This window comes from Aequorivita sinensis, from assembly GCF_006346335.1.
GTDB classification, from domain to species: Bacteria; Bacteroidota; Bacteroidia; order Flavobacteriales; family Flavobacteriaceae; genus Aequorivita; species Aequorivita sinensis.
Genome location: NZ_VDMC01000002.1, coordinates 127,924 through 147,430, shown reverse-complemented (window position 1 = coordinate 147,430; position 19,507 = coordinate 127,924). Strand labels below are relative to the sequence as shown.

General features: G+C 32.9%; 14 protein-coding genes. 5 read left to right on the top strand and 9 right to left on the bottom strand.

Translation table 11 applies throughout. The features are described 5' to 3' along the window. The first annotated feature begins 18 nt into the window (after nucleotides 1-18). Both FHP04_RS03675 and FHP04_RS03670 read left to right on the top strand, forming a co-directional pair. Nucleotides 19-240, top strand: coding sequence for a hypothetical protein (locus FHP04_RS03675; RefSeq protein WP_139854637.1), 222 nt, complete (start codon nucleotides 19-21; stop codon nucleotides 238-240). 41 nt (nucleotides 241-281) lie between these two features. After that, the gene (locus FHP04_RS03670) at nucleotides 282-1,595 is read left to right on the top strand and encodes a S28 family serine protease (protein WP_139854636.1); all 1,314 of its coding nucleotides are present in this window, start codon (nucleotides 282-284) and stop codon (nucleotides 1,593-1,595) included. 70 nt (nucleotides 1,596-1,665) lie between these two features. Here FHP04_RS03670 and FHP04_RS03665 read toward each other — a convergent pair whose 3' ends face one another. Further along, complete coding sequence (locus tag FHP04_RS03665; protein ID WP_139854635.1) at nucleotides 1,666-3,450, bottom strand: aminopeptidase P family protein; 1,785 nt, start codon at nucleotides 3,448-3,450, stop codon at nucleotides 1,666-1,668. A gap of 444 nt (nucleotides 3,451-3,894) precedes the next feature. Between FHP04_RS03665 and FHP04_RS03660 the strand changes: the two genes are divergently transcribed. Continuing rightward, nucleotides 3,895-4,353: a TspO/MBR family protein gene (locus tag FHP04_RS03660; protein ID WP_139854634.1), complete on the top strand. Its 459-nt coding sequence runs from the start codon at nucleotides 3,895-3,897 to the stop codon at nucleotides 4,351-4,353. Between the two features lie 173 nt (nucleotides 4,354-4,526). Here FHP04_RS03660 and FHP04_RS03655 read toward each other — a convergent pair whose 3' ends face one another. The 4 genes from FHP04_RS03655 to FHP04_RS03640 all read right to left on the bottom strand — a co-directional run bounded on the left by FHP04_RS03655 (nucleotide 4,527) and on the right by FHP04_RS03640 (nucleotide 9,360). After that, the gene (locus FHP04_RS03655) at nucleotides 4,527-6,266 is read right to left on the bottom strand and encodes a thiamine pyrophosphate-dependent enzyme (protein WP_139854633.1); all 1,740 of its coding nucleotides are present in this window, start codon (nucleotides 6,264-6,266) and stop codon (nucleotides 4,527-4,529) included. A 137-nt stretch (nucleotides 6,267-6,403) separates the two neighbouring features. Further along, nucleotides 6,404-7,276 carry a hypothetical protein gene (locus tag FHP04_RS03650; protein ID WP_139854632.1) on the bottom strand — a complete coding sequence of 291 codons (873 nt, stop codon included), beginning with the start codon at nucleotides 7,274-7,276 and terminating at the stop codon, nucleotides 6,404-6,406. A 150-nt stretch (nucleotides 7,277-7,426) separates the two neighbouring features. Beyond that, nucleotides 7,427-7,651: a VF530 family protein gene (locus tag FHP04_RS03645; RefSeq protein WP_139854631.1), complete on the bottom strand. Its 225-nt coding sequence runs from the start codon at nucleotides 7,649-7,651 to the stop codon at nucleotides 7,427-7,429. Between the two features lie 101 nt (nucleotides 7,652-7,752). Then, entirely contained in the window at nucleotides 7,753-9,360 is a 1,608-nt protein-coding gene (locus FHP04_RS03640) for an SDR family NAD(P)-dependent oxidoreductase (protein ID WP_139854630.1), read from the bottom strand. A 271-nt stretch (nucleotides 9,361-9,631) separates the two neighbouring features. Between FHP04_RS03640 and FHP04_RS03635 the strand changes: the two genes are divergently transcribed. Next, a complete protein-coding gene (locus FHP04_RS03635; RefSeq protein WP_139854629.1) occupies nucleotides 9,632-9,886 on the top strand; it encodes a YtxH domain-containing protein in 255 nt (84 codons plus the stop codon). Between the two features lie 70 nt (nucleotides 9,887-9,956). Here FHP04_RS03635 and FHP04_RS03630 read toward each other — a convergent pair whose 3' ends face one another. The 4 genes from FHP04_RS03630 to FHP04_RS03615 form a co-directional block, all read right to left on the bottom strand. Then, complete coding sequence (locus tag FHP04_RS03630; RefSeq protein ID WP_139854627.1) at nucleotides 9,957-10,403, bottom strand: cold-shock protein; 447 nt, start codon at nucleotides 10,401-10,403, stop codon at nucleotides 9,957-9,959. Nucleotides 10,404-10,638: 235 nt separating this feature from the next. Continuing rightward, complete coding sequence (tamL, locus tag FHP04_RS03625; RefSeq protein WP_139854626.1) at nucleotides 10,639-12,912, bottom strand: translocation and assembly module lipoprotein TamL; 2,274 nt, start codon at nucleotides 12,910-12,912, stop codon at nucleotides 10,639-10,641. A gap of 58 nt (nucleotides 12,913-12,970) precedes the next feature. Further along, nucleotides 12,971-18,091, bottom strand: coding sequence for a translocation/assembly module TamB domain-containing protein (locus FHP04_RS03620; RefSeq protein ID WP_139854624.1), 5,121 nt, complete (start codon nucleotides 18,089-18,091; stop codon nucleotides 12,971-12,973). 178 nt (nucleotides 18,092-18,269) lie between these two features. Further along, a complete protein-coding gene (locus FHP04_RS03615) occupies nucleotides 18,270-18,869 on the bottom strand; it encodes a Crp/Fnr family transcriptional regulator (protein ID WP_139854622.1) in 600 nt (199 codons plus the stop codon). 155 nt (nucleotides 18,870-19,024) lie between these two features. On the opposite strand from FHP04_RS03615, the gene FHP04_RS03610 reads away from it, so the two are divergent. Beyond that, complete coding sequence (locus tag FHP04_RS03610) at nucleotides 19,025-19,444, top strand: Fur family transcriptional regulator (RefSeq protein ID WP_139854620.1); 420 nt, start codon at nucleotides 19,025-19,027, stop codon at nucleotides 19,442-19,444. Nucleotides 19,445-19,507 lie beyond the last annotated feature (63 nt).

The window sequence follows — 19,507 nt, the reverse complement described above, 5'->3', positions numbered from 1 at the left end:
TTAATGCTTTGAAAACTCATGAAATTAAACTTAATATCTTGCGATGCGCAACGCCCCGATAGAAGAGCGATAGCTCAATGTATTTCAGAAATATCAAAGCACAATGAGTCCTTGGCTAGGGAACTTACAGATATATTATTAGAAGGTGACCCAGTAGAAATTGATGTTGACGATAAAAACTCAGGTTCTGCATTACGAGCCTTACGAAAACTTAGTGTTAATTACGAAATTATTGAATAACACTAACTTGACGATATTAAAACTTTAAAATTGAATTTATTATGAAATCAATTCGCTATCATTATTTTTTAATTTTTGTTCTTCTATTTGTAGGTTGTAAAACCTCGACAAGCCTTGAACCTACTTTAAGAGAGGTCTCAAACTTTGAGAAATTAGCTTCTATAGAAAATGTTGTAAGTATTGAAAAAAGAGCTGTGGTAAGTCATTTTGAGGAAAATTATGAGCTTTGGTTTGAACAACCAATAGACCATAACGACTTAACTAAAGGCACCTTTAAACAGCGTGTATTTTTAGGATTTGAAAATACAATGCAACCTGTAATTGTTGAACTTAATGGCTACGGAATTGGTTCAGAAAAAGCAGGGGAATTAGCAACTCATTACAATGCCAATCAAATATCCATAGAACATCGTTATTTTAATAATTCTCGACCTGAAGATATAGATTGGAATACCCTAACAATTGAAAACGCCGCTAAAGATCAAGCTGCTATTATCAATGCAATTAGAAATGCCTTATATCCAAATGCAAAATTTATTTCAACAGGAATTTCAAAAGGTTGTCAAACTGTAATGGCACATAGATATTATTTTCCAAAAAATGTTGACGGCTGTGTTTGTTACGTTGGTCCTTTAAATTTTGATAGAGAAGACGAAAGGATATTTGAATTCTTAAGGAATGTAGGAACAGAAGAAGACAGGACAAAAATCAAAAACTTTCAAGAACTTAGTTTTAAGAATAAAGAAGCATTATTAGAAATATTAAAGACTAAAGCTACTGAAGAAGGAATGTCTTGGGAGTTTGGTGTAGATAAAGCTCTTGAATATTCAATTTTAGAATACCCTTTTGCGCACTGGCAATGGGGAACAAAAACTGATGATATTCCAACAGAAACAGCATCAGTTGAGGCTATATACGATCATTTATTTGATATTGTAGGCTACGGATTTTTTGAGGAAAGTTCAGTTGAAAACTTACAACCCTATTTTTGGGCTGCGTTAACACAACAAGGAATTTATGCCTATGAAACCAGCCCATTCGCAAAATACTTAAAAACCGATAAACTATACACTTTTGATTGGGCTTTCCCTGAAAACATCTCAAAACCTTTCGATCCTAAGCCAATGCAAAACATAAAAGCTTTCTTAGACACTAAGGCCGAAAAGATGCTATTCATTTACGGCGAATACGACGCTTGGAGTGCTACAGCTATAGAGTTGTCGGAGAATGCTGAGAAACGAGAGTTATTTAAGTTTGTAAACCCTCAAGGCGATCATAGAACTCGTATTAAGAGTTTTGATGTTTCAGAACAACAACAGATTTATAAAATTATAGATAGTTGGCTTAAGGAATAGATATTAAGCCCAGTTGCTTGAAATTGAAATCGATAGGGCTTTTGTATTTTTTTGGTTAGATTTTGATGGATTATAATTCTTCACACATACGTTTTAACCACTCTTTTTCATTAGTATTCAGCATAGGAGATAGTTGTTCAAACACCATTTTATGATAAGAGTTATACCATTCAATCTCTGTAGTGGTTAGTAAAGTCTTATCAATTAGTTGTCTGTCTATCGGGCATAATGTAACTGGGGTAAATCCTATAAATTCTCCGTATTCTGTTTCTTGTTTAGCTATAGACAGTACTATATTTTCAATTCGAATCCCAAACACTCCTTTTTTATAACACCCAGGTTCAATTGTTGTAAGTTGATTTGGTAAATGTGCTGTTCTCCCGCTACTCGTTGCAGGATTTGTTGTAAAACCTTGTGGTGGTTCGTGTACCATCCCAAAACTACCAATTCCGTGACCTGTTCCATGTGGATAGTTTAAGCCTTGTTGCCAAAGATGGAATCTTGCAAATGCATCAATTTGCATCCCAACAGTTCCTTTAGGGAATTGTAATTGCTCAAGTGTAATATATCCCTTTAAAACTGATGTGTAGGCCGTTTTTAATTCTTCAGTTGGCGTCCCTCCTAACCAAACAGTTCTGGTAATATCAGTGGTTCCATCTTTGTATTGAGCGCCACTATCTACCAATAGAATATTTTCATTTTTCACCATAGCAGAGCCTTCTTTTGGTGCTGTATAATGTATGATTGCGCCGTTTCCTTTATAGCCTACAATTGCAGCAAAAGATTCACCTGTATATAAATCTTGTTGTTGCCTGAAACTTTCTAGTTTTTCTCCAATTTCATATTCAGAAATCTCTCGTGTTGCAAGTTCATTTTCCAACCAAATGAAAAACTTCGTAAGTGCAACCCCATCCTTTACCATACAGTTTTTGGAACCGCTTATCTCTATTTCGTTTTTAATAGCTTTCAATTCTCTTGCTATTGAGTTTTGAAATAAAAACTTACTCTGTATAGCGTTAAAAACTGCATAATTAAGAGACGATAAATCTGTAATGATTTTCTTATTTGAATCTAATTTCTGAAATTCAGAAATAGCTAAATCATAGTCTAATACTTCTATATCCAATTTTGAAAATGCTTCAATAGCTGAAGGGGAAAACCTGTTTCTATCACAAAAAATAATTGTGTTATCCAATCCAACTAATGCGTAAGAAGTTACTAAAGGCGTAAAGTCGACATCTTTAGAGCGAATATTAAATAACCAAGCAATTTCATCTAAACTTGAAAACAAATAATAATCTGCTTTCGCTGTTTCAATTATGTTTTGAACTTTTTTAATTTTTGAAGCAGTAGTTTCTCCGCTGTATTCTAATGGATGAATGTCAACTGGAAAACTCGGCAAGGCGGGTCTATCCTTCCATATTTCATCTACTAGATTTGGAATGTTTTTAAGTTCAATATTTTTAGAACTCGATACTTCTTTTATATGATCGATTTGGGCTTTTGAAAATTGAAAAAAATCAACGCCAATAACAGCTTCTTCCTCTAAACTATCACACAACCACTGTACGTGTTCTGGAGCATGAGGTATCGATTGTTTATGTAAGTTTAAATTGTAGTTTTTACATTCATCTTCAAATTGAAGGAAGTAACGTGAGTCTGTCCAAAGTGCAGCATCATTTTGATTTAAAACTAACACACCGGCTGAACCCGTAAATCCAGTAAAATATTCTCTTACTTTCCAATGTTTAGCAACATATTCTGATTGATGAGGATCTGTTGAAGGTATAATAACTGCATCTAATTGATACTTAGTTATTTGTTGACGCAGATTCTCTAGCCTTTTATTAATCATAAGAAGTAATTGAAAAAATTATTTTGTAATAAATTTAAAAGTTTAAAATTAATAATATCAAATGGATTCTACTGTTCTATTGAGGTAAAAAATATGCTTTAGAACACTATTAATTTGTTCAGGTTAAATATAGTTTGTCGGGTTAATTTTTTAACAATAAGTATAGCTGTACCGAGTTGGTATATGGCATTATCCTCTAGAATTATTTCCATACAACGACTAGACCATTATTATCTGTTGCGCAAAATTATCACCACTCTATAGAGATAAAGTAAATTAAAATTAAACTACTAAAACATTTTTACTAGAGTACTGAAACTTGTAACGCATTTAAACGCTATCTTCATCAAATTCTCATTTGAAAGAAACTTATCGAAATAAAAAATATTTAGTAACTAAACTATTATCTTAACCGCTAAGAACATAACATTAAAATAGTCAAGAATGATTTATAGACTTATAATATTCTTAATTTTAAATTTTGCAGCCCTCGGCCTTGGAAGTTTTTTAGCGGGTAAAGGCCCTAGATCTGAATGGTATGAAGGAATTAACAAAGCACCGTGGACGCCTCCAGGCTGGGTTTTTGGAGCTTCTTGGACCGTAATAATGATTTGTTTTAGTATCTATTTAGCATATTTATGGCCTTCAGTAGAAAATAGAAATTTATTGATTGGAGCCTTAATTGTACACTACGCTTTAAACATTGTTTGGAATCCAACTTTCTTTTACTACCATCAAATTTTAGCAGCTTTACTTGTTATTATAGCACTTACTGTAGTGGTTGGATTCTTTATGTTTTATTACTGGCCAGAAATGAGATCTTTATCACTATTATTAGCTCCTTACTTTATATGGTTACTAATTGCCTCATCCTTAAATGCATATACGCTAATTAAAAATTGAAGCTATAAAAACATTACTATAGACTGTTATTAGAGATCGTTTTAACATTTGATTTTAGGTCACATTAATCTTAAATAGAAAGTGTTCTAAAATCAATCCTTACAACATTTATTGATAGAATTGAATTAAGAACACAATCGTATAAAACAAGGGAATTTTAAATTTAATATTTTTTAAAATAACTCTTTTAAGTATTTCATATTAGATTTTGCCGTATCAATAGCATCAGCGGCTTGTCCGTTTAACATTAATTTCCCCATGGTGGTTGCAAAACCTTTCATCTGACTAAATTCCACTTTTGGAGGCATGGCCAACGCGTCTGGATCTGTAAATATATTAACGAGAGCTGGACCATTGTGTGCGAATGCTTCTAATAGTGCTCCCTTAACATTTTCACATTCTTCAACATTCCATGCTTTTATATCCATAGCTTCCGCAACTTTAGCAAAGTCTGGGTTTTTCATATCTGTTTGCCATTGTGGATATCCAGCTACTTGCATTTCTAATTTTACCATTCCTAGAGTGCGGTTGTTAAAAATTATAATTTTTACAGGAATCTCATATTGACTAATTGTCATTAAATCTCCCAACAGCATGCTTATACCTCCGTCCCCACATAATGCGATAATTTGGCGGTCGGGTCTAGAAAGGCCCGCGCCAATAGCCATGGGCATTGCATTTGCCATAGAACCATGATTAAACGAACCTGTGAGGTATCTATTACGCTGTCCTTTAATATATCTAGCAGCCCAAACTGCAGACATACCCGTATCTACAGTAAAAATTGCATCATCTGCTGCTATTTCATCAATTACGGCTGCAACAAACTCTGGATGAATATTCTTTTCTTTAGACTTCGCCTCTACATAAGAAGCGTATTTTTCTTCCTGCTCATCATGTAATTTTTGCATTTCTTTTAAAAACTCATCATCGGTATTTTCATCTAGCATAGGAAGCAATACCTCTAATGTATCCTTTATTTTACCAGCGAATCCATAATCAACTTTAGCACGTCTACCAATTCGTTCGGGTTTATCATCTATTTGAATGATTGTATTTTCTTCAGGCAAAAAATCGGTATATGGAAAATCCGTACCTAACAGGATTAACAAATCGGCTTCATGCATTGCTTTAAATCCAGATTTGCTTCCTAAGAGACCATTTAAACCGACAGCGTATGGATTTGAAACTTTATCAAAAAATATTTTTCCTCTAAAGCTGTATCCCATTGGTGCTTTAAGTTTTTCTGCTAGCTGCATAGCTTCTTCTTGAGCCTCTTTACAACCATATCCACAGAACAGCATTACGTTTTTATGTGAATTAATAACTTCCGCCAATTTTTCCATCTCTTCAATTCCTGGAATAATAATAGGATTGGTATAAAAATTCTTATTAGCAACAGTTATATGATCTACTTCTGCCTCAGAAACATCACCAGGTAAACCAACTACAGCCACTCCCCTATGTTGTACAGCATGTTGAATTGCAGCTTGAAAGGCATTTGCCGCTTGTTGTGGAGTATTAGCCATTACACAATATTTACTACAGTCGTCAAAAAGCTTGACAACATTGGTTTCTTGAAAATTTTCCAAACCTGTTCTGTCGGTATTAATAGTTGTGGCAATGGCAATAACCGGATTTCCAGAGCGATTGGCGTCATACAATCCATTTACTAAATGCACGTGTCCTGGTCCGCTACTTCCCATGCAACACCCAATACCGTCAAGCTCAGCATCCATTGAGGCTGCGTAAGCACCTGCTTCCTCATGACGAACATGTATCCACTCTATTCTTCCATCTCTTCTTATTGCATCATTAATGGGGTTTAAACTATCACCAGTAACTGCGTATAAACGTTTAACACCTGCATTAACTAAGTTCTCAACTAATAAATCTGCTACTTTTTTGGCCATAATTTTGCGTTTTTGTTAAAGATAAGGAATGTCATTTTTAAATTTTATTAATGCAAAGTTAATTGTCTGGAATGCATACTATGAAACTAGTTTAATTCCTTTCTTTTAAAAATTTAATAAAACTTAAAACGTGATTTTCAATCATCTTCACAGCTAGCGTGAAAAAATGGTTCACTTTCTATAGTGATGTCTGCCTTGGAGCTGTCGAAAACCTTAATTTTATAATAAGGTGCTAGTAATTCTGAACTAGGATTTTCAAAATATGGAAAAAACTCACTATACATTGTAAGTTCATTTGGAACTAAAGTTTTTTTGACGAAATAGTTTATCATAGCCAAATCCTCTTCGTTTAAAGTATGTAAAGGTCTTTTCTCCATGCCTTTGGAGTCAGAACCTATAAATAACATTCCATTGTTAAATATAGCGTGAAAAGTACCTTTCTCTGTATAATCTGATGGTAGGTTTATTAAAATAAGGTCATTATAATCAGTGGGGATTATAAAGTGAAAAACGTGTGCAAAAAGATTGTTTTTAGAAAAGGAATTTGCATTTTTCATTAAAACTTGAGCAGCCTGAAGTTGGTGTATTTTCTTTTCTTGTTTAAAGATATAGGGATAATTAAAACAATTTGCTTCATTGTTAAATACGGGTTTCAGTTTATTTTTTGCATTTGAATCTAGCCCTACTACCACGGCATTACCTGCTTCAACTGAAAAATTTATTTGAGTCTGATTTTTTAAACTTTTCAATTTTCTGCCATACAGAGCAAATTGAGGTTCTGTACTTTTAACAAGCGTAACCTTCTCTCCATTAAATTCCCAAACTCCCTTTTGAAAACCACCGAAATATGCAATAACATAAGTGTGATCTGGAAGAAAAATAAAAGTTGCCCCACCTACAGGGTCGTTACTCCTTTCCTTGTAAACTCCTACCACATCATCATTAGAAATATTTTGTCCTGAAAGAGATAGCGAAAAAATAATACAAGTAATAAATATTAGATTCTTCATTGAATAAAGTAATAGGTTTCTGTCTTCTTAGAAATTATACCATCTATGATTTTGAATTACCTAGTAAAAATCTTTACATCGATATTACTTTTGAAGTCTTAGTTCAATCTAAAAAGCGAATTGAGAAGATATATAATTTACAGAAATAATTTATGAGTTCTTTTTTGTTTTTAAGTATAGATTCTCCACTTTTTCTCTAGCCCACGGAGTTCTACGTAGAAATTTTAAGCTAGATTTAATGGAAGGGTTACTATTAAAGGAGTTGATTTTAATTTTTTCACCTAAGGTCTCCCATCCATAAAATTCTACTAGATATTCTAAAATATCGGCTAGCTTAACTCCGTGTAAAGGATTATTTGGTTGTTCGTTACTCATAGTTTTAAAACTTTAAAATTTAATTGTATTGAAAACCTCTCGATTTAAAAAGGTTCCCGATAAACTCATGGGACACGCCGTTGATAAATAGAACTAATCCTTTACCAGTCTATTGGTCTATAATCCTTTAAAAATTTCCCACTCCAATGTTTTCCAGTGTTAATCCCGTCAAACAATGGATCCATAACTCTTGCTGCACCATCTACAATATCTAATGGAGGCTGAAAGTCGTGTAGTTCAATTTTTCGCTTTGCAAGCTCTACAGGGTCTTCATCTGTTACCCATCCCGTATCAACAGCGTTTATATAAATTCCTTCCTTAGCAAGACTTCCGGCTGCAGTATGGGTTAACATATTAAGTGCGGCTTTTGCCATATTTGTATGTGGATGTCGGTCTTCCTTAAAAAAGCGATGAAACTTTCCTTCCATAGCTGAAACGTTGATAATGTGTTTTTTACCAGTATTTTCTTTCTTCATAATTTCACCCAAACGATTACAAAGAACAAAAGGAGCTATGGAGTTTACTAATTGCACTTCAATCATTTCAGTAGTTTCAATTTCACCTAACCTTAATCGCCAGCTATTAGTCTTCCTTAAATCTACTTGTTGCAAATCTGCATCTAATTTTCCTTCAGGGAAAACTTCATTTGCGCTTAATGAATTATCAAAACTATATGGTATTTGTGAAAGTTTAGCCGAGGCTCTAATTCCAATTCCTGGTTCTGAACCGTGCCAAGTAACAGGTAAATTTTTATTCGGGTCTTTGCCAATATCGTCAGTAAGTGATTTTAACTCGGTTAAACAATGGTAGTGGTCTTGAAGTAAATCTTTTACAAATTGAGGGTGGTCTTCAAATGGCATTTCTTCCTTAGGCATCAAGTGCTTATAAAATCCAGCTGGCCTACGTACAGTTTGCGCTGCATTATTTATTAATATATCGAGTTTATCATATTTCTGCTCGATATAATTACAGAAAATTTCAACACTAGGAATATGGCGAAGATCTAACCCGTGAATTTTTAAACGGTCAGACCATTGGTGAAAATCTTCTTCTTGACCAAAACGATAAGCAGAGTCTGCGGGGAATCTAGTAGTTGCAACAACAGTGGCTCCTGCCCTAAGTAACATCAATGCAATATGATACCCGATTTTAAGTCTTGAGCCTGTTAAAACTGCTATTTGCCCTGTTAAATCGGCTGTTTGAAACCTTTTGGCATAATTAAAGTCCCCACACTCGGTACACATTGTATCATAGAAGTGGTGCATTTTTGTAAAAAGAGTTTTACATACGTAACAATTACGAGGCGTTTCAAGCTCTAAGGTTTCTTTTGAAGACAAATCAGAGGTTTGTATAAGTTTGGGCGCTACAAATACTACATTCTCTCTAGCACTTCGTATGCCTGTTTCTTTCCGTGCAGTTCTATCTTTATTTGCAAGTTTACGCTTCTGAGCTTTTTTGGCATCTTTCTTTCTACGTGAAAATTCATCTCGATTAGGTCTTGAAAGTTGCCCAGAAGCTTTTATTAAAGCAGTACGTTGTTCCTTTGGAATTTCAAAAATCTCATCGGTATTGTTATTCAAATATTCGAGTATAGCAATACACTTGGCAATTTCATCAGGATTAATTGCTTTATTTTCTTTATCAGAAAATTCACTAGAAAAACTATTTTCTTCAACTGAGATATCATTCTCAGACTCCTTTCGAGACATATTTTTAATTTTTAACAAATATAGCTAGAGAAACATTGTAAAATGTAATTATGCTTATCTTAAATTTTTACGTTTCTCTTTTAAAGAATTCAACTGTATTTAATCCCAAAAAACCATAGTGTAAATCTTCAAAAACCTTTTTAATTTAAAAATTTGGGAATACTTTAAAAGTATTTTAAGCTAAGTATTAAATTTATATTAAAGTCAACAATATCACATTGTTATAGTGCGCCAATCTCGTATCTTCACATAAACAAAAAAATAAAAAGATATGAACAATAAAGGAAAAGGATTATTAGCAGTTTTAGGTGCAGCTGCCGGTGCATTTGCATTATGGAAGTATAACAAAATGACTCCAGAAGAAAAGCAAAGACTTAAAGACAAAGCTACTGATACAGGTAGAAGAATTAAAGAAAAAGCTGGCGAAGTTGAAGATACAATTTCTGAAAAGTACGATCAACTTAAAAATGCTGCACAACGTGAAACCAACCAGCTAAAAAATAAAGCTGAAGACTTAACTAGTTAATAATTAACTAGACTATAATTGAAAAATCCCGCTAAAAGCGGGATTTTTTGTTTGAAAGAAGTTTAATGCTTTAAATTTTAGTAACCTTTACAGCATTCATTCCTCTTTGACCTTTTTCAAGCTCGAATGATACGTTATCATTTTCGGTTATTTCGTCAATAATTCCACTTACGTGAGTAAAGTACTTTTCGTTGTTTTCGTTATCGATAATAAATCCGAATCCTTTCGATGAGTCATAGAAAGAAACCTTTCCCTTTCTTACAGGGTCAAAAGCTTCTCTATCCCCTTCTTCTTTTGGTGGAATTCCAAGGATTATATCTTCTGCTTCAATTTCTGGCTTCATACTAGGATCTGGTGGCGTATCAGTTAAGTTACCGTTATGGTCTACATAAACAAAGTCTATTCCTGGAGTTTTTTCAGCTTTACGAGCTAATTTTTTCTTTTGTTTCTCCTCCTTCTTTTTCTGTTTTGCTTTTTCTTTTTCTTTTTTACTGTACGTCTGTTGCGATTTTGCCATTTGTGTTTTTAGAATAAAAAAAGCCATCCGCTGTAGGCAGATGACTTTTTAATGAATTATATATTAAAAATTATTGTTATTGGTATACCTACTGGGGTTTTAAATTATAGTTGCCCCCTAATGCTTCAAAGGTACGGATAATTAATGTGTTAAAATAATTAATGACTGACTATTTAATTAATAATCCTAATTCTTTATGCTAAAAGTTTTTGTTTTCACTTAAAAAAGCTATAATCTAGAAAGGATATCCAATTCCGAAATTAAATACAGTTTCCTTTACGTTAAAATCGAATCCATTATTTTTTGATGGATCATGAAAAGGAGCGGCAAAATCAAAGCGTAGTACAAAACCTTGCACATCAACTCTAAGCCCTACTCCTGCTCCCATTCCAAATTCTTTGATAAAACTTGAGGTAAATTTATCTTTTCCTTCGTAAACTGGATTAGGATCTGAGTTCCATATATTTCCTGCATCTGCAAATACAGCACCTTTTAAGAAAGATATAATAGGAAAACGATACTCAATATTTGCTTCAATGCGAATGTTTCCTGTTTGATCGAAATAATTAGTTTGAGAATTACCCTCATCAGAATATGTTCCTGGTCCTAAAGATCTAATTCTAAACGCTCGAACACTATAAGGTCCACCAGAGTAGTATTGCTTTACATAAGGCATTATATCGGAATTCCCATAAGCATACCCGTATCCACCGAATAATCTAGCAGCTATAAGTTGTTCTTTTCCGAAGTTTAAATGATATCTAAAATCTGCATCAACTTTTGCATACTGAGCATATTCTAAATTTAAAATTCCTTTTTTACCATTATCCATTTCTTTGGCAAACAAACTCATGGTATTACCCGCAACATCTAAGGTAGAATTAATAAAAAATTGATGTTTTTTAGTTGCATTTACCATTCCGTTGTAAGTAAATGAATAGTTCAAGCCTGCAATAAATTGCTTTTCAAAACTGCGTTTTAGATAAGGGTTTGCGTCTAAAATGTTTTGAAACTCCTCAGTAGTATTTGAAGGTTTTGTGTAGTTTAATGAAATAGGTATTATTTCGTGAGTTACATACCTATTTGCTTGCCAAAGGTATCCAAATTGTGCGCTACCCGATAATAGAGTATAAAGTTGTGTTCTTCTTAAATAATCAAGACTAATGCTTGTCTTTGTTTTAGGTATATCGTATTTAAAAAAGTCGCTATCTATTTTAATTGGAAAAATCACTCTTGGGAAAATCAATTCAGACTTTAAACCTAAATCTACACTTGTTTTACCACTACTGCTCCCACCTCCTACTTGCATTTCATACCCAAAACTAGCAGTAGTGTTTAATGTTTCCCCACCACTAAAAAGGTTTCTGTTACTGTAAGTTAATGCTATTCCAGGTCCAGAAAAATTATTGGATTTTGATACTGCTTGCAATTCAACACGTAGAGCTCTTTTGTTTAAGGGTGATAAAAATATATTGGCTTCCAAAATTCCCAAGCTGTCATTATGTACAGTATCTCGTTCTTTATATTGAATATTTACAAACTTATACGCTCCAATTGTTGAAAGTCTTCTTGCTGAATTTCTTGAGTTTTCTGGACTGTAATATTGCCCTTCTTCCAAAGTAATAAAAGGATCGAGGTATTTTGATTTAAAGAAACTTGAACTGTTTATATAATTTTTTTCATTGAAACGCTCCACCTCATTATCAATAGAGTCTTCTACGTGATAGTTAGCGTAAACATTAATTTTAGAAATTTTATAGGGAATAATAGACTTTTTAGGAACATCTTTTTTTAATCCGAGAAATAAATCAAATCGTTTTTTGTCATACTGATTAGTGTCGGCTTCAAATATTAGAAAACTTGAATTAAAGTTATAATATCCATTTTGTTTTAATTCTCTATCTATACGTTCACGTTCCATCTTCATATTAGCTAAGTCGAAGCGCATTCCTTTGGAAAGCTTTGTTTTGGCTACACTTTTTTTAACTTCAGGATAAATAGGATGTGGCATACTATCTAATTGATAACTAGCAATAGTGTATGCCTTTGGAGCTTTAACTGTGTATTTTACTGAAGCTTCTTTGTTTTCCTCATTATCTTTAAACTCCGAAGTAATCTCACTATAGAAAAAACCTCTGTTTTCCATACGATTGAGTAGAATTTCCTCAACTTCATAAGGTTTTACATCACTTTTATAAACAGGTTTTTGTTCTCCAAATCGTTTATAAAAAAATCGGTTTATAAATCCCGGATTCTCTTTCTGCATTTTGTAGTAATAATGAAGCCCAACACGCATTCCCAAAAACTTTTTATTAGGCTTAGGCAATAAAGCTTCTTCTAAAACAGATTTTAGTTGAGATTCATTTTTTATAATAGAATCCGATTTAATTTCCACAGTTGCACCGGTATAAAGCATTTCATCTTCAGGTATGTACTTTTTTACTGCACACGATTGAAGCACGAGCAATGCCGATGTTAAAATGAATACTATTTTAAATTTGATATACATAGTCCAACTTTGCTTAGCAACCTATTAGGAGGCTTAAGTTTAAGTATTACAGTTTTACTTATTCCTTAGTTTTTGAATCATTAGTGTTTTTATCATCTTCCCCTTCATTTTCAATATTCTTTTTAATTTCTTCCTCTTCTTTTTCTATTCTTTCCTTTTCCTTTTCCAATGCTTCTTTTTCAGCCTTTTCCTTTTTGGTTTCACCATTTAAAATAGCTTGCCACAATTCATCAAACTTATTAAACTCTTGTGTGAAAATTAAAGCAATTCCACTTACAATAGTTTGTCCATCAACTACATTTTCAAATTGATTTTTTCTAAATCCTTTTAATCTATACCTGCCGTTTTCGGTGATTAAATATTCTAAACTTACATCGCCAATAATTGGGGCTTCTTCTTCATTTGAACCGCTTCCTTGTATGTCAACTTCACTACCTACACGTACTATTAATCTATCGTTAAAGAGTTTTTTCTGCGCAGCAATATCTAATTGTGTACGCTCTTGTGCGGTTTCACCTTGGTAATCGGTATAACTGTTTAGTCCAAAATCCAATTGAATTCCAGATCCGCCTAATAAATTATTTGAAAAGTTATTTAATTGATCTGAAATAGCGTCGTTTAAATTATCTCTTGCCACAGTGGCAAAACCTCCAGCACTACCATCACTTCCTGGTTCTGGATAAAATCTATTGAGAACTAGCAATGAAAAAACTTGCCGATTTAATTCGTCTTCTTGACTATTTACTTGTTGTAATCTTCCATACACTTGTCCTCCTATTGCCCCCTGCTCATCCTCTGGCATATCAAGGTCGAACGCGATTATTGGTTTAGTTAATTCTCCGTCAATATTTAAATATACGCTAAATGGTAATACTTGTTTATACCTATTTTTCACCGAAGGATCAGCTCCAGAACTTATAGGCGCCATTAATGCCGACGCAGAGGCTTTCAAATTGTATACAGCCTTGATGTCTAGTTTGGCATCGAAAGGATCTCCAGACCAACTTACTCTACTTTCAGGAGCAAGTTCAAATCTTCTGTTTACTAAATTGTATAAGTTCATTTCATAATGACCACCTGCCACATTATAAACGCCACTTAAATTCATTCTTCCTGTAGGATTCATTGTAAAATCGAATTCCCCAGCACCGTAAACTTCAAAGTTATCCCCAGTTTCCTGATCTATTATGATTTTGACTTTAGCTTCTTTCCCAATTGTTAAAAATGCCCTAACATCAAGCCCTGTTAATGTTGCTGTTTTTTCTGCAGTTTGCGTTAATATTGCATCTCGATTTTCACGATTTACAAATACTACAACTCCATCTCGTTCTTCAATAGACACCGATGACGAAGGCAATATATAAGTAATGTCAGTTGCATCATTTACAATTATATTGGCGTCTAGTTTTGGAACTAGCATATCTCCCGTTAGGGTTGCATCTGCGTTAAATGATGCCTTTCCATATAAAAAGCCATTATCATCCTTTGTTGCGTTTAATACTTGAAAATCTTTTGCGTTAATCTTCAAATTAAACGTTGGATTGATAAAGTTTTTCGTGCCAACCTCTCCAGATAAAACCAATTGATTCTGATTTTCATCACGCACAGTAAAACCATCCATAAAGAACCCATCGTTATTAATAGACAAAGTTTCATTATTAAGTGTAAACGGTGCATTTAACTTTGTTATAGTAAAATCTGCATTATGAAAAATTAACTTCCCTTTGTAATTGGGCTCCGCTATACTCCCGGTTACATTGAACTTTCCTGAAAATCCTCCTTTACCATTTTTAATTTCACCTAAAGAAAACCCTTCGAGCGCTTTCATTTTAAACTCATTTATATCTAAATCTAAATCTATCTGTGCATCTTTTTGATTTGCTATATAATCTCCCGTTAAATCTAAATCGACGTCGCCTTCTTTTAAAGCTAGATTAAAATCGTAACTATTTTCACCTTTCGACTTGGCGTCAATGGTCATCGTTCCTAAATCAACATCTAAGAAATTTAAATTATCCACGGTAAGGTCTGCCAAAAGCCCCATATCCCCAAATGGGTTAATAGTTATTAGACTACCGTTTAAATTTCCTTTAGCAATTTCATCCGATGGATTTAAGTAATTTAGAATCTCACTTAGTTTGAAGTTATTAAATGTAATTGCTGCGTGATTTTCAGGCACATTTGGCAGTTTATTTGATAGTTCGACCATCTCATCGCCCTTAGAAAATTTGAAATTGTTGAATTCTAAATTATCTTTTCTAATAAGAATCTCATTGTCTTTAGGAGTAAGCCACTTACTTCTATCGAGTATTAAATCTTCAGGAACTATATGAAATCTAAGCTGCTCTGAAGTACCTGTAATTTGAGATTGAATATTAATAAGCGTACTGTCTTTATATACCGACTTGAAGCTTAGATTCATCTCATTATCTTGCTGGTTTCCTGTAATTTTTGTCTTAGGAATATCTAAGGGGCCACCCTTTATATTTTTAAAGCCCAGGTCAAAAACAAATTTATCTTTATCTGTATCCATTGTGAATGAAAGACTATCCAACTCGTTGCTTCCATAAACAATATGTGGTGCTTGAATATCTGCTTTTAATTTTCGTGCTGCTTCGTCAAAGTCAACCGATAGTTTAATTGTATCTAGTTTTTTAACATTCACTAAAAATACTTCATTTAATACAGGGGCTTCTACTATTCGCCCTTTAGCATTAAGCTTTATAGGATTGCTTATGGTATCAGACAAGGTAATGTCTCTAGAAAAATAACTGGAAACATGTCGCTTGATGGCTTTGCTAAATAACTCTGGATTTGTATTACTCTCTAAACTAAGTTGAACAATTTTATTATTAATCCATACAGAAGTAGTATCGCTTCTAGTGTGAGCAGTAGCCAATACATCGCCCAATATGTACGTTTTATTATCATATACCACTACTCCATCTCCAATTGTTGAAATAACATCGAGACCATCTTTAGTGATATCAAAATCGGCGTCTAAGGTAAAAGCTGTCCTAACATCTCGATCCATTAACCCAAGGGACTTCAAATTTGCACCAATAATTTTTAGATGCGCATTAGCATTTGTTGCTATAGAATCTAAAATTACGTTAGCATTAAAATCTAAGTTGATATTTTCATCTTTATAAGCTGAAACCACATTCCCCTTTCCATCTTTAATATTACCATTTATAGCTAAATCTTTTATAGCATAATTATTAAACTGAAAACTAGATATAACAGCTTCCAATTTTGCGTCAAGAGTGTTTATATCATTACCTGTACCACTAGTTTTTATGTTTAAACTAAGAGTTCCTAATTGATCGTTTTGTAAAAGCTCATTTAGTTTATACTCTTTTATATCTACATCGGCATCAAAAGAAATTTGCGAGTCGTTTTTAAAGTGGCCATCTATAGCTAAAACTCCTTGTGTAGTGGTTAGGTTAGCTTTGGCGTAAACATCTTTTAAATTTCCTTTAGCACTACCATTAAGTGAAATATTTTCTGGTAGACTTACTCCTAAATCTTTTTCACTTACAAATTGAATTAAATCTGTACGCGTAGTATTTGAAGCAAAATGAGGAATATTAAATTTCAAATTATCTGGATTTATAACATTCTCAATTAATCCATTAGCAGAAATTCGAGTAGAATTCCCCCAATTAACATTCATATTTGGGAAGGTTATTGCAGATAAATAGCCTGAAGCTTGTACATTTCCTGAAATATACTTTTTACTTAAAGTCCGTAAATATTCACTCTTACGAAGTTCTGGTTGAAATTTAAATACTTCTCTTAAGTCTACTTGAAATGCAGGGAAGTTTAAAGCTACTTTAGTTTTGTCTGGAACCTCGATTAAATCTGCTAAAGAAACATAGTCTAGGTGTACATTTCCCTTTAGCCTGTTGTTGTTTAGCGCTAATCCTAGATTATCAAGGTTTAATTCAGTATCAGTAATATCTAAATCTAAGGCTAATTCATTTAGATTAAAACCTGAACCTTCTTGAAAGGTTAAAGATTTAAGTTGTAAACCTGCCTTTTTATCCTTTAAAAAAACATCATTTGCCTTTAAATTAAAGTCTTGCAACGCAATTGCATTGGAATTAAAATGATCTTTTTTCACTTTATGGTTACCAACAAAATAACTGATGTTATTACCTTTTAAATCAATGCTATTTACTGCAAATTTAAAATTGGGCCACTCAAATTTTTGAATATCAGCTTTTACTTCTTCCTTTATTTCTTCTGCCTTTTGAGTAATCTCGTTAACTTCTGTTTCGGTGTTAATATCAATAATTGAATTATTCAAATTGAATTCTCCAATAACAATCTCATTATTACTTAAATCTGCTTTTTCTAATTCTAACAACAGATCAGATAATTCTAGGTTAGCAGCAATCCTATCGGCATAGGATTGATAATCTACAAAAACATTTTTCAGAGAAAACTCCTCCAAAGCTATATAAGGTAAAGGAGAATCTGATGGTGGTGTTGGAGGAACAGGTGATTGAATATATTTAATATGAGCATTAGAAATCGTAGCATCCGAAGCACGAAAATCCATATTTTCTAAATCGGTTTTTTTCATTTTTAGGCTTAATGCTCCTATTTTGAATTGGCTATTTATACCCAATACACTGTCATTAAACACTACATTAAAATCTTTAAAACTGATATTCCCTAAAATTATATTTAAAGGTTCCGAAGCAGTTTCATTTTTAACTGCGGTAGTATCAGACGAAGCAAAAGCATCTACGAGGAACTGAAAATTATAGCCTTTAATTGAATCATTCCGGATAATATTTGCGCGAAGCCCTTCCCATTCAAGATATTCCACCCCTATACCATTACCGCGAATAATAGGAAGAAGCGGTACGTCTGCTTCTAAAGATTTTGAATAGATTAATGTATCTCCTTTTTTATCCTCTAGATAAACGCCTTTAAGCATAATATTACCATCGAAAGTAATAAAAAGCTTTTCAATCTCAACTTTGGTACGGGTTTTATCGGATACATATTTAACAGCACGCTGTACTATAATATCTTGTCCCCAAGGACTCCTGATAAATAGTACTAGAAGAATAAACAGTAGAATTAGAACTAAGAAAACTCTTCCTATAATTCTTAAAACTCTGTATTTCTTATTTTTTTTATTCTTTTCTTTTTTCTTTTCCAATGCTGTATTTGGTAGGTATCAAAAATAGGAAAATTATAAACCAATAATCGTATTTACATAAGTAACAATAAGTTTAAATTACATCTAGTATAATGAACTGAACCAACTTCTTATCGTTTTGAAATTGTAAAAACTTTTGAAGTAAATGGAATGTTGCGAACTAAGATCTTGACTGCTGCTATTTGCTGGGTTTAAAATTTCTTTTTGCTAAATCTTTACGAACTCTACTCAAACTTTCTGGTGTAATACCCAAATATGAAGCAATCATCCATTGTGGAACACGAAGTAATAAATCTGGATACATTTCAATAAAACTCAGATATCTTCTTTCGGCAGTTGCTCCTAATAAAAGATTAATCCGTTTCTGCATTTGACGGATATGATTGTGCAACAATTTATCATTAAACTGACCGAACACTGGACTAATTTTATTAGCGTTAGCAAAAAAATTTTCTTCCAATAATACAACTTCTGTGTCTTCAACAGCTTCAATAAAACTATCGGAAGGATCATTGAAATAAACACTACTTCTATCAACTATAAACCAATTCTCAGGTGCAAATTGAATAATGTGTTCCTTCCCGTCGTCTCCTAGTCTATACGAGCGAAGCAAACCTTTTTCCACAAAAAACGAGTTACTACAAATAGCACCTTTATTCAAAAGAATAGAGCCTTTTTCATACTTTTTCTTTTGAAGTTTATCATATAATTCTGTTGCTTGTTCTTCAGAAATAGCTGCAGCGTTAATCAAATAAGATTTAAAATTGAATTCGTTCATCCGAAAGTTTGTTTTATGCAAATAGTTATTTCACCTACTTCAAAAATACCAATTTATAAGTTATAACTTTTAGCTCATATTAACTTAAAAGACCAAACAAATACCTTATTTTTATAAGTTTTTAACAGCCAAGAAACTATAAGATTTTTTTTAAAATGAAAACGGCAAAAATTGAATCATTACTTCAAAAAAGTAACGTTAGACCAACAGCTATGCGTATTTTGGTTTATAATTTTCTTTTAGAAAATGAAGCTGCTAAAAGTTTAACAGATTTGGAAAATTATTTTGATAAGTCTGATAGAACAACGCTATATCGAACAATTAAAACTTTTGAAGAAAAAGGTGTTGTTCATCAAATAGATGATGGCACTGGCACAACAAAGTATGCCTTATGCGAACAAGGTTGTAATTGCCAAATAGAAACTGATCTTCACCTCCACTTTTATTGCAATATTTGCGATGAAACCGTTTGCTTAACCGATAGAAAAATCCCGCATATCAATCTTCCTGATGGCTATACTGCTGAGGATGCCAACCTCGTGATAAAAGGTAGATGCGAAAAGTGTCCTGAATAATGCACTTCTGTTGCACTATCTATATTTCTAAATTGCCACTTTAAATACCAAGCTATTTGTAAT

Coding starts and splice junctions, on each gene's coding strand:
- FHP04_RS03660 (WP_139854634.1), top strand. CDS start 3,895: ATGATTTATAGACTTATAATATTCTTAATTTTAAATTTTGCAGCCCTC.
- FHP04_RS03610 (WP_139854620.1), top strand. CDS start 19,025: ATGAAAACGGCAAAAATTGAATCATTACTTCAAAAAAGTAACGTTAGA.
- FHP04_RS03675 (WP_139854637.1), top strand. CDS start 19: ATGAAATTAAACTTAATATCTTGCGATGCGCAACGCCCCGATAGAAGA.
- FHP04_RS03650 (WP_139854632.1), bottom strand. CDS start 7,276: ATGAAGAATCTAATATTTATTACTTGTATTATTTTTTCGCTATCTCTT.
- tamL (WP_139854626.1), bottom strand. CDS start 12,912: ATGTATATCAAATTTAAAATAGTATTCATTTTAACATCGGCATTGCTC.
- FHP04_RS03640 (WP_139854630.1), bottom strand. CDS start 9,360: ATGTCTCGAAAGGAGTCTGAGAATGATATCTCAGTTGAAGAAAATAGT.
- FHP04_RS03645 (WP_139854631.1), bottom strand. CDS start 7,651: ATGAGTAACGAACAACCAAATAATCCTTTACACGGAGTTAAGCTAGCC.
- FHP04_RS03655 (WP_139854633.1), bottom strand. CDS start 6,266: ATGGCCAAAAAAGTAGCAGATTTATTAGTTGAGAACTTAGTTAATGCA.
- FHP04_RS03630 (WP_139854627.1), bottom strand. CDS start 10,403: ATGGCAAAATCGCAACAGACGTACAGTAAAAAAGAAAAAGAAAAAGCA.
- FHP04_RS03635 (WP_139854629.1), top strand. CDS start 9,632: ATGAACAATAAAGGAAAAGGATTATTAGCAGTTTTAGGTGCAGCTGCC.
- FHP04_RS03670 (WP_139854636.1), top strand. CDS start 282: ATGAAATCAATTCGCTATCATTATTTTTTAATTTTTGTTCTTCTATTT.
- FHP04_RS03665 (WP_139854635.1), bottom strand. CDS start 3,450: ATGATTAATAAAAGGCTAGAGAATCTGCGTCAACAAATAACTAAGTAT.
- FHP04_RS03615 (WP_139854622.1), bottom strand. CDS start 18,869: ATGAACGAATTCAATTTTAAATCTTATTTGATTAACGCTGCAGCTATT.